Raw genomic sequence first — 9282 nt, 5'->3', positions numbered from 1 at the left:
AGGTCCTCCAGCGCGGCCCGCCCCGTGTCCTCGATCGCGCCCAGGGCGCGCTCCGTGAAGGCGGGGTCGCCCGCCGCGCGGGCCGCTCCCGCCTGGACGACGGCTACGGTCAGCGCGTGCCCGATCGAATCGTGCAGCTCGCGCGCGATCCGGGTGCGCTCCAGGAGTTGTTCCGTGCGTTCCTCCAGGGCGGCGAGGCGGTCGGCGGGGGAGGGGCCCAGCAGCCGCAGCGCGAGCGCGGTGACGAGACGGCCCGCGCCGAACCCGGTCGCCGCCAGCGCGGCCAGGGTGAGCGGTGCGAGCAGGATGTGCCACCACTGGTGGCCGTCGAGCAGGACGAGCACGCCTTCGTCCACGTCCCGGCCGAACGCCGACGCCACCAGGTCCACCGTGCCGATCAGCAGTTGGACGGAGAGCAACGCCGTCGCGTAGCCGAGCAGCAGCCGCGTCTCCAGCCACAGCACGAGCCGCCCCCGGTCGCCCCAGGACGCGGACGGGGCGACCACGATGGCGAGGCTCTCACTGTCGTGCCGATGCCCTGTCAGCAGGAGCCGGGCCTGCAACCCCTCCACGGTGCGCATCGCGGGCACGAGTCCGACGGGCGCGAGGGTCACGGCCGCCAACAGCCAGGTCCACCACGCCTCCTCGACGAACATCCACAGCGCCGGCCACACGGTGGCGATGAACAGATGCAGCCACCGCGTGTACGTCACCGCCCGGCCGAACGGGCGCAGCAAGCGGACCATGTGGTCATCGTGCCAGCCGCCACCGACAACGGCCCTCCCCCGCACGGGGGAGACGATCTCCCCGCGCGGGGGAGGCCCGGGCCCGGCGGCACCGGCCAGGCTGCTGCCATGACCAGCATCGAAGTCCAGGCCCTCACCAAGGAGTTCGGCACCCGACGTGCCGTGGACGACCTCACCTTCAAGGTCCTGCCGGGCCGGGTCACCGGCTTCCTGGGCCCCAACGGCGCCGGGAAGTCCACCACCATGCGGCTCGTCCTCGGCCTCGACCGGCCCACCTCCGGCACGGCGACGATCGGCGGACGGCCCTACGCCGGCCTCGCCGAACCCCTGCGCCACGTGGGCGCCCTGCTCGACGCCCAGGCCGCGCACGGTTCCCGCACCGGCCGCGACCACCTGCGCACGCTGGCGGCGAGCAACCGCATCCCCGGGCGCCGGGTCGACGAGGTGCTGGAGGCGACAGGGCTGGCGTCGGTCGCCCGGCGCCGGGTGCGGACGTACTCCCTGGGCATGCGGCAACGGCTCGGCATCGCCGCCGCGCTGCTCGGCGACCCCGCGGTGGTCATGCTCGACGAGCCCTCGAACGGGCTCGACCCCGAAGGCATCATCTGGATCCGCGAGTTGCTGCGCCGACTGGCCGGCGAGGGGCGCACGGTCCTGGTCTCCAGCCACCTCATGACCGAGACCGCGTCCTTCGCCGACCACCTCGTCGTCCTCGGCAGGGGACGCCTCCTCGCCGACACACCCGTGCGGGAGTTCATCCACGCACGCGTGCAGCCCGGCGTCCGCATCCGCACCACCGACCCCGCCGCGCTCAAGAGCGCCCTCGCCCCGCACGGCCATGACGCTGTGGAGCACGAGGACGGGCACTGGACGGTGCGGCACGCACGCGTGGACGAGATCGGCGGCCTCGTCTCCGCCGCGGGCGTCCCCCTCCTCGAACTGGCCGCGGAGGAAGCCACCCTGGAGCAGGCCTACCTCGACCTGACCTCCGCCGAGACCGAGTTCACCGCACACCCCCAGGAGGCCTGACATGCCCTTCGCCCCCGTCCTCCGCTCCGAGTGGCTGAAGATCCGTACACTCCGCTCGCTCCTCGGCGCCCTGCTCGCCCTGTTCGCCGCGACCACCGCGTTCTCCGCGATCGCCGGTGTCTCCGAGACCTCCGACCCCGAGTTCGACCCGTTGTTCATGGCACTCTCCGGGGTCGCGCCGGGTCAGATCGCGGCCATCGCCTTCGGTGCCATGGCGGTGTCGTCGGAGTTCCACGGGGGTGGGCTCCGGCTGTCGCTGGCCGCGGTGCCGCGGCGCGGGCGCTGGTTCGCCGCGAAGGTCACGGCCATCGCCGTACCCACGCTCGTGGTCGGCCTGGTCACCTCCCTCGCCGCGCTCCTCGTGGCACGTGCCGGTCTCGGCGAGGCGGCGAGCGGTGTGAGCACCGGTGAACAAGTGCGCGGTGTCGTCGGATGCGGGATCTACCTCACCCTGATGGCACTGCTCGCGGCCGGTCTCGCGGCGCTGCTGCGCAGTGGAGTGGCGGCGCTCTCGCTGCTGATCCCGTTCGTCCTGGTCGTCTCGTTCGTGATCGGGGACGTGGCCGGCGGGGCCACCGACTTCATGCCGGACCGGGCGGGCCAGATCGTCCTGTACGAGACCCACGACGGGCCTCTGGGACCGTGGACGGGACTCGCCGTGACGGCGGCCTGGGCGGCCGCTGCCCTGGCCGCGGGGGCCTGGAGGCTGCGACACCGGGACGCCTGACCCCGCGGATCGCCTGACGCCCCGCCAAATGTCAGTGGCGGCCGGTTTACTGGATCACATGGACAGCGCGAAGTACCTCGCCGCCATCGACTCGCTGTGCGCCCGCGACCTGACCGCGGCGGACGGCGAGTCGGGCGCGTACCTGTCGGGGCCCGGTTACCGCATCGAGTCGTTAGAGGTGAGCCACGGCCTGCGGGACGGCGACGCGGCGCCGCGCATGGCGGCCGTGGGGGACTTCTACGCCCTCAAGAGCCGCATAGCCCAGGAGTTGGACGACCGCTGGGGCAGACAGCGGCCCTGGGGCATGAACACGCTCAAGGTGCGCCTCGACCGGGGCGAGCAGATACCCGAGCCCTGGTTCACGACGAGCATCGTGACGGACGACCTCGACCTCTGGCAGCCTCCCGGCTCGGACCGCTGGATCGCCCTCGGCGTGGGCTATCGGGACGAGGCCGACGAGGTCCATGTCCTCGCTGTGGCCTCGGACATCGACCCGGTGTGACCCGCCAGGGCCACTTTCGCAACCGGCCCTACCCCTGCTCCGCCGCCACCCGCAGCCGGGCGAACTCCTCCGCCATCGTCGCCGTGGTCCAGTGCGCGTTCAGGCCGCTCGGATTGGGCAGCACCCACACGCGCGAGGCCCCGATCGTCCGCTCCTGCGGCCCGACCCTCGCCTTCTTGTCGTCGAAGGCCGCACGGTAGGCGGTGACCCCCACCACGGCCAGCCAACGCGGCCCGAGCCGCGCCACCTTCTCCGCCAGCAGCCGCCCGCCCGCGCGGTACTCCTCGGCGCTCAGTTCGTCGGCCCGCGCGGTAGCCCGGGCCACGACATTGGTGATCCCGAGCCCGTACGACAGCAACTCCCCCTGCTCCGACGGCTTCAGAAGCCGCGGCGTGAACCCGGACAGATGCAGCACCGGCCAGAACCGGTTTCCGGGACGGGCGAAGTGATGGCCCGTGGCCGCCGTCATCAGCCCGGGGTTGATGCCGCAGAACAGAACGCGGAGGCCGTCCGCGACGACATCCGGCACGAGCCGGTCGCGGGCGGCCTCCAGGTCCGCGGGGGTGAACCGGGTCAGAGGATCGCCCCCGGGGTGTACCCCGCGGCCGCCGGGTGCTGCTTGACGATCTCCTCGATGCGGCCGACCACGACGGCGACCTGGTCGGCCGCGGCACCCGTGAAGGACAGCTTGTCGGCCATGAGTTCGTCGAGCTGGGCGCGGTCGAGCGGGATGCGCTCGTCGGCGGCCAGCTTGTCGAGGAGTTCGTTGCGCTCGGCACCCTGCTCGCGCATCGCCAGCGCGGAGGCGACGGCGTTCTCCTTGATCGCCTCGTGCGCGACCTCACGGCCGACGCCCGCGCGCACCGCGCCCATCAGCACCTTGGTGGTGGCGAGGAACGGCAGGTAACGGTCCAGCTCACGGGCCACGACGGCCGGGAAGGCGCCGAACTCGTCGAGCACGGTCAGGAAGGTCTCCAAGAGGCCGTCGAGCGCGAAGAACGCGTCCGGCAGCGCGACCCGGCGCACCACCGAGCAGGACACGTCGCCCTCGTTCCACTGGTCGCCCGCCAGCTCGCCGGTCATCGAGGCGTAGCCGCGCAGGATGACCATCAGGCCGTTGACGCGCTCGCAGGACCGCGTGTTCATCTTGTGCGGCATCGCGGAGGAGCCGACCTGGCCCGGCTTGAAGCCCTCGGTCACCAGCTCGTGCCCGGCCATCAGCCGGATCGTCTTGGCGAGCGAGGAGGGGGCCGCCGCCAGCTGCACCAGCGCGGTGACGACCTCGTAGTCCAGCGAGCGCGGGTAGACCTGGCCGACCGAGGTGAACGCCTGCGAGAAGCCGAGGTGGCCCGCGATCCGGTCCTCCAGCTCGGCCAGCTTCGAGGCGTCCCCGCCCAGCAGGTCCAGCATGTCCTGGGCGGTGCCGACGGGGCCCTTGATGCCGCGCAGCGGGTAGCGGGCGAGGAGTTCCTCGACCCGGCCGTACGCGACGAGCAGCTCGTCGGCCGCCGTCGCGAAGCGCTTGCCGAGGGTGGTGGCCTGCGCGGCCACGTTGTGCGAGCGGCCGGCCATGACCAGCTCGCCGTACTCGCCGGCCAGCTTGCCGAGGCGCGCCAGGACGGCCACGCTGCGGTCGCGGATCAGCTCCAGGGAGAGCCGGATCTGGAGCTGCTCGACGTTCTCCGTGAGGTCGCGGGAGGTCATGCCCTTGTGGACCTGCTCGTGCCCGGCGAGGTCGTTGAACTCCTCGATCCGCGCCTTCACGTCGTGCCGCGTGACCTTCTCGCGCTCGGCGATGGAGGCCAGGTCGACGGTGTCGAGCACCCGCTCGTAGTCGGCGAGCGCCTGCTCAGGCACCTCGATCCCGAGGTCCTTCTGGGCCCGCAGCACGGCGAGCCAGAGCTGACGCTCCAGCTTCACCTTCTGCTCGGGCGACCAGAGCGTGGCGAGCTCGGCGGAGGCGTAGCGGCCGGCGAGAACGTTCGGGATGCGGGGCTTGGCGGGAGTCACGTGTGCAGATTCTACTGGCGATTCGTGCAGGCCAGCGCCGGGGCCCCGTTCGTCGGAAGCTACGAGAGCCGGTCCGCCAGCTCCGCCAGGACATCGGCGTGGCACGGTTCGGGCGCGCACCAGCAGGCCAGCGCCCTGCCGCGGAGCTCGGGCAGCAGAGCGAGCAGATCCGGCCGCTCCAGCAGATACGCCCGGTACTTCGCCATCACCTCCGCCCGCGTGCCGTCCCTGCGGCGCGTGGCGGTGTCGTAGGCGAAGGGGTTGAGGAGCGGGTGTCCCGGCAGGTCCCAGCCGCCCATCGTCCAACGGCGGCCGACGTAGACGAGGTCGGCGGGCGCGTGCTCCAGCCGGGGGCCGTACTCATGGAGCCGGCCCCGGACGTTGACCACGCGCGTGTGCACGGTGTCCTCAGTGCTCGTAGGGCAGGAGGTCGGGCCGCTTCGGCGGCCTGCCGTCGCCCGACGAGCGGCCCGTCAGGCGCCGTCCGATCCAGGGCAGCAGGTGCTGCCGGGTGAAGCGGACGTCCTCGATCCGGCGGGCCAGCCATTTCGGCGGCACCGTCGCCGGCAGTGGCGTTCGCCACTCGGTGTCCTCGGGGTCGTAGCCCAGGGCCTGCCACACGGCCTCGCAGACCCGGCGGTGGCCCTCGGCCGTCAGGTGCAGCCGGTCCACGTCCCACGCACGCTGGTCGGAGAGCGACGGGGCGCCGTACAGGTCGACCACCACCGCGCCGTGCCGGGCGGCGAGCTCGTCGACGACCGTGAACAGCTCCTCCATGCGCGGCCGGAAACGCGCCTGGACCGGGCCCTGGCGGCCGGGGCTGCGCATCAGGACGAGCTGCTTGCAGGACGGCGCGAGCCGCTCCACGGCCTCCGTCAGCAGCTCACGCACCCGGACCATGTCGCACCGCGGCCGCAGGGTGTCGTTGAGGCCGCCCACCAGCGTGATCACGTCCGGCTGCATCGCCGCGGCCACGTCGACCTGCTCGTCGACGATCTGCTGGATGAGCTTGCCGCGCACCGCCAGGTTGGCGTAGCGGAAGCCGGGCGTCACGGCGGCCATCCGGCCGGCGAGGAGGTCGGCCCAGCCCCGGTAGGAACCGTCCGGGAGCAGGTCCGACATGCCCTCGGTGAAGGAGTCGCCGACCGCGACCAGGCTGGAGTACGTGGGATTAGTCTGCATGGCGGAAGAAATGGTAGCCCGTGCACATACCCGACGGTCGGTCGCCCCTGGATCCCCTGTTCGTCACGGACCGCCGCTCACGGACCGCCGCTCACGGATCGGCCGAACAGCTCCCGCAGCACGTCCTCCATCGTCACCAGGCCCGCCAGCCGCCCGTCCGCGCCCAGGACCGCCGCGAGATGCGTCCGGCTGCGCCGCATCGCCGTCAGGACGTCGTCCAGGGGCGTGCTCTCCCGGATCCGGGCGATCGGCCGCATGTCGCGCACCGAGAAGGGCAGGTCCCGCGGCGAGGCGTCCAGCGCGTCCTTGACGTGCAGATAGCCCACGATCCGCCGCCCCTCGTCCACCACGGGGAAGCGCGAGAACCCGGACCGGGCCGACAGCGCCTCCAACTGCTCCGGGGTGACGCCCACGCGCGCGTAGACGACCCGTTCCAGCGGCAGCACCACGTCCCGCACCGGTCGCCGCCCCAGCTCCAGCGCGTCGTGCAGCCGCTCCCGCGCCCGCTCGTCGATCAGGCCCGCCTCGCCGGAGTCCCGGACGATCCGGGCCAGCTCGGCGTCCGAGAAGGTGGCCGCGACCTCGTTCCTCGTCTCCACGCGCAGCAGTTTCAGCAGCGCGTTGGCGAAGGCGTTGATCGCGAAGATCACCGGGCGCAGGGCCCGCGCCAGAGCGACCAGCGGCGGCCCCAGCAGCAGGGCGCTGCGGACCGGTTCCGCGAGCGCGATGTTCTTCGGGACCATCTCGCCGAACAGCATGTGCAGATACGTCGCCAGGGCCAGCGCGATCACGAAGGACACCGCGTGCCCCGCGCCCTCGGGCACGCCCACCGCGTGGAACACCGGCTCCAGCAGATGCGCGATCGCCGGTTCCGCGACCACACCCAGGACCAGCGTGCACAGCGTGATCCCGAGCTGCGCGGCCGCCAGCAGCGCGGAGACGTGCTCCAGCCCCCACAGCACGCTCTTGGCCCGCCGGTCGCCCTGCTCGGCGGACGTCTCGACCTGACTGCGCCGCACCGAGATCAGCGCGAACTCGGCGCCCACGAAGAAGGCGTTGGCGACGAGGGTCGCCAGACCGATCAGCAACTGGACGACAGTCACCGGACCCCCTCCCCGGACTCCCCGCGCTCCCCGAAGCCCTCGGACTCCCCGCGCTTCCCGGAGTCCCCAGAGTCCCCGCGCTCCCCAAAGCCCTCGGACTCCCCACGCTTCCCGGACTCCCCGCGCTCCCCGGAGTCCCCGCGTCCCCCGGATTCCTCGGAAGCGTCCGGCGGCGGCGCGTGCAGCAGCACCCGCGCCGCCCGGCGACCTTGCGCGTCCACCACGTCCAGCCGCCAGCCCGCGACCTCCACCGAGTCCCCGACGGCAGGAATCCGCCCCAGCTCGGTCGCGATCAGGCCGGCCAGCGTCTCGTACGGCCCCTCGGGCGCCCGCAGCCCCACGCGCGCGAGCTGGTCGATCCGGGCCGAACCGTCGGCGTGGAACAGCGGCCTGCCCTCGTCGTCGGTACCGGCGGGGGCGAGGTCGGGTGTCTCGTGCGGATCGTGCTCGTCCCGCACCTCGCCGACGACCTCCTCGACGATGTCCTCCAGCGTGGCGACCCCCGCGGTCCCGCCGTACTCGTCGATGACCACCGCCATCGTCCGCTTGCCGGACAGCCGGTCCAGCAGCCGGTCCACGGTGAGCGACTCCGGCACCAGCAGCGGCTCGCGCAGCAGCTCGGCGACGGAGGCCCGGGGCCGCCGCTCGGCCGGTACCGCGACGACGTCCTTGATGTGTGCGATGCCGACGACCGAGTCGAGGTTGCCGCGGTAGACGGGGAACCGGGACAGGCCCGTCGCGCGCGTCGCGTTCGCCACGTCCTCGCAGGTCGCCTGGATGTCGAGGGCGACCACCTGCACGCGCGGGGTCATCACGTTCTCCGCGGTGAGGTCGGCGAGGTTGAGCGTGCGCACGAACAGCTCGGCGGTGTCCGCCTCCAGGGCGCCCTCGCGCGCCGAGTGCCGGGCGAGCGCGGCCAGCTCCTGCGGCCCGCGCGCCGAGGCCAGCTCCTCGGCGGGCTCCACACCGAACAGCCGTACGACCCGGTTGGCCGCGTTGTTGAGATGCGAGATGAAGGGGCGGAAGGCCGCGCTGAACCAGCTCTGCGCGGTGCCCACCCGTTTGGCCACCGCCAGCGGCGAGGAGATCGCCCAGTTCTTCGGCACCAGCTCGCCGACCACCATCAGGAAGACGGTCGACAGCGCGGTGCCGAGCACCAGAGCCAGCGACCTCGACGCGGACGCCGAGACCCCGAGCGACTCCAGGGGCCCGGCGATCAGCGCTGCGACCGACGGTTCGGCGAGCATGCCGACGACCAGGTTGGTGACGGTGATCCCGAGCTGCGCCCCGGACAGCTGGAACGTCAGATTCCGTACGGCCTTCAGGGCACCGGACGCACCCCGCTCACCGCGCTCCACCGCACGCTCGAGCTGTCCGCGCTCGACCGTGGTCAACGAGAACTCCGCCGCCACGAAGGCACCGCAGGCCAGCGACAGCAGGATCGCGACCAGCAGGAGGAGCACTTCGGTCATCGGGTCACCTCCGTCCCATGATCGGACAGGGTCCCCAGGATCGCCCGTCCTACCCGGCGAAGGGTTTCACCCAGCGCCGCCACTTCTCCTCGGGTGCGTACCCCGCGGCGCGCCACGCGTGCTGTGCAATCTCGTTGCGCACCAGCACCATCGCGTCCCCGCGCCGCCCGCCGAGCCGTACGAAACGTTCCTCCGCGGCCGTGAGCAGCGCGCCCCCGATGCCCCGCCGCCGGCGCTCCGGGTGCACCGCGAGCCGGTACAGATGGCACCGCCAGCCGTCGAAGCCGGCGATCACCGTGCCGACGAGTTCCTCGTCGAGCTCGGCGAGGATCAGCGCCTCGGGGTCCCGGGCGACCAGCCGCTCCACGCCGTCCCGGTCGTCGCTGATGCTCGTCCCCTCGGCGGCCTGCTTCCAGAAGGCCAGCACGGTGTCCAGGTCGTCGGGCGTCGCGGCCCGTATCCGCAGGTCGGTCATACGGCGATCCCATCACGCGGGACGGCCCGGCACCCG

11 protein-coding genes are annotated in these 9282 nt (G+C 72.6%); 3 read left to right on the top strand and 8 right to left on the bottom strand.

What is annotated here, in order from left to right; translation table 11 throughout:
- On the bottom strand, nucleotides 1–746 hold a 746-nt coding region (locus ACFULQ_RS08415; protein ID WP_383539918.1), incomplete at its 3' end, for a histidine kinase.
- A gap of 108 nt (nucleotides 747–854) precedes the next feature.
- On the opposite strand from ACFULQ_RS08415, the gene ACFULQ_RS08410 reads away from it, so the two are divergent.
- Genes ACFULQ_RS08410 through ACFULQ_RS08400 form a run of 3 tightly spaced genes read left to right on the top strand, consistent with a single transcriptional unit; the run spans nucleotide 855 to nucleotide 3004 of the window.
- The gene (locus ACFULQ_RS08410; RefSeq protein ID WP_383539915.1) at nucleotides 855–1775 is read left to right on the top strand and encodes an ABC transporter ATP-binding protein; all 921 of its coding nucleotides are present in this window, start codon (nucleotides 855–857) and stop codon (nucleotides 1773–1775) included.
- A gap of 1 nt (nucleotide 1776) precedes the next feature.
- Nucleotides 1777–2502, top strand: a complete 726-nt coding sequence (locus ACFULQ_RS08405; protein WP_383539913.1) for an ABC transporter permease — start codon at nucleotides 1777–1779, stop codon at nucleotides 2500–2502.
- Between the two features lie 58 nt (nucleotides 2503–2560).
- Nucleotides 2561–3004: a hypothetical protein gene (locus ACFULQ_RS08400; protein ID WP_383539910.1), complete on the top strand. Its 444-nt coding sequence runs from the start codon at nucleotides 2561–2563 to the stop codon at nucleotides 3002–3004.
- A 28-nt stretch (nucleotides 3005–3032) separates the two neighbouring features.
- On the opposite strand, the gene mug is transcribed toward ACFULQ_RS08400, so the two are convergent.
- The 7 genes from mug to ACFULQ_RS08365 all read right to left on the bottom strand — a co-directional run bounded on the left by mug (nucleotide 3033) and on the right by ACFULQ_RS08365 (nucleotide 9246).
- A complete protein-coding gene (gene mug, locus ACFULQ_RS08395; protein ID WP_383539907.1) occupies nucleotides 3033–3533 on the bottom strand; it encodes a G/U mismatch-specific DNA glycosylase in 501 nt (166 codons plus the stop codon).
- 44 nt (nucleotides 3534–3577) lie between these two features.
- Nucleotides 3578–5014, bottom strand: a complete 1437-nt coding sequence (purB, locus tag ACFULQ_RS08390; protein WP_381307107.1) for an adenylosuccinate lyase — start codon at nucleotides 5012–5014, stop codon at nucleotides 3578–3580.
- A 59-nt stretch (nucleotides 5015–5073) separates the two neighbouring features.
- Complete coding sequence (locus ACFULQ_RS08385) at nucleotides 5074–5415, bottom strand: DUF4326 domain-containing protein (RefSeq protein ID WP_383539903.1); 342 nt, start codon at nucleotides 5413–5415, stop codon at nucleotides 5074–5076.
- A gap of 7 nt (nucleotides 5416–5422) precedes the next feature.
- The gene (locus ACFULQ_RS08380) at nucleotides 5423–6196 is read right to left on the bottom strand and encodes an SGNH/GDSL hydrolase family protein (protein ID WP_383539900.1); all 774 of its coding nucleotides are present in this window, start codon (nucleotides 6194–6196) and stop codon (nucleotides 5423–5425) included.
- A 77-nt stretch (nucleotides 6197–6273) separates the two neighbouring features.
- Nucleotides 6274–7299, bottom strand: a complete 1026-nt coding sequence (locus ACFULQ_RS08375; protein ID WP_383539897.1) for a hemolysin family protein — start codon at nucleotides 7297–7299, stop codon at nucleotides 6274–6276.
- A complete protein-coding gene (locus ACFULQ_RS08370; RefSeq protein WP_383539894.1) occupies nucleotides 7296–8771 on the bottom strand; it encodes a CNNM domain-containing protein in 1476 nt (491 codons plus the stop codon). The genes ACFULQ_RS08375 and ACFULQ_RS08370 overlap by 4 nt, the downstream gene beginning before the upstream one ends.
- A 49-nt stretch (nucleotides 8772–8820) precedes the next feature.
- Nucleotides 8821–9246, bottom strand: coding sequence for a GNAT family N-acetyltransferase (locus tag ACFULQ_RS08365; RefSeq protein ID WP_383539891.1), 426 nt, complete (start codon nucleotides 9244–9246; stop codon nucleotides 8821–8823).
- Nucleotides 9247–9282 lie beyond the last annotated feature (36 nt).

Origin of the sequence: Streptomyces sp. NPDC057253 (genome assembly GCF_042669125.1) — a bacterium.
Lineage (GTDB): Bacteria > Actinomycetota > Actinomycetes > Streptomycetales > Streptomycetaceae > Streptomyces.
This window is presented reverse-complemented; position numbering and strand designations above follow the sequence as displayed.

Coding starts and splice junctions, on each gene's coding strand:
- ACFULQ_RS08370 (WP_383539894.1), bottom strand. CDS start 8,771: ATGACCGAAGTGCTCCTCCTGCTGGTCGCGATCCTGCTGTCGCTGGCC.
- ACFULQ_RS08400 (WP_383539910.1), top strand. CDS start 2,561: ATGGACAGCGCGAAGTACCTCGCCGCCATCGACTCGCTGTGCGCCCGC.
- ACFULQ_RS08380 (WP_383539900.1), bottom strand. CDS start 6,196: ATGCAGACTAATCCCACGTACTCCAGCCTGGTCGCGGTCGGCGACTCC.
- ACFULQ_RS08410 (WP_383539915.1), top strand. CDS start 855: ATGACCAGCATCGAAGTCCAGGCCCTCACCAAGGAGTTCGGCACCCGA.
- ACFULQ_RS08365 (WP_383539891.1), bottom strand. CDS start 9,246: ATGACCGACCTGCGGATACGGGCCGCGACGCCCGACGACCTGGACACC.
- ACFULQ_RS08405 (WP_383539913.1), top strand. CDS start 1,777: ATGCCCTTCGCCCCCGTCCTCCGCTCCGAGTGGCTGAAGATCCGTACA.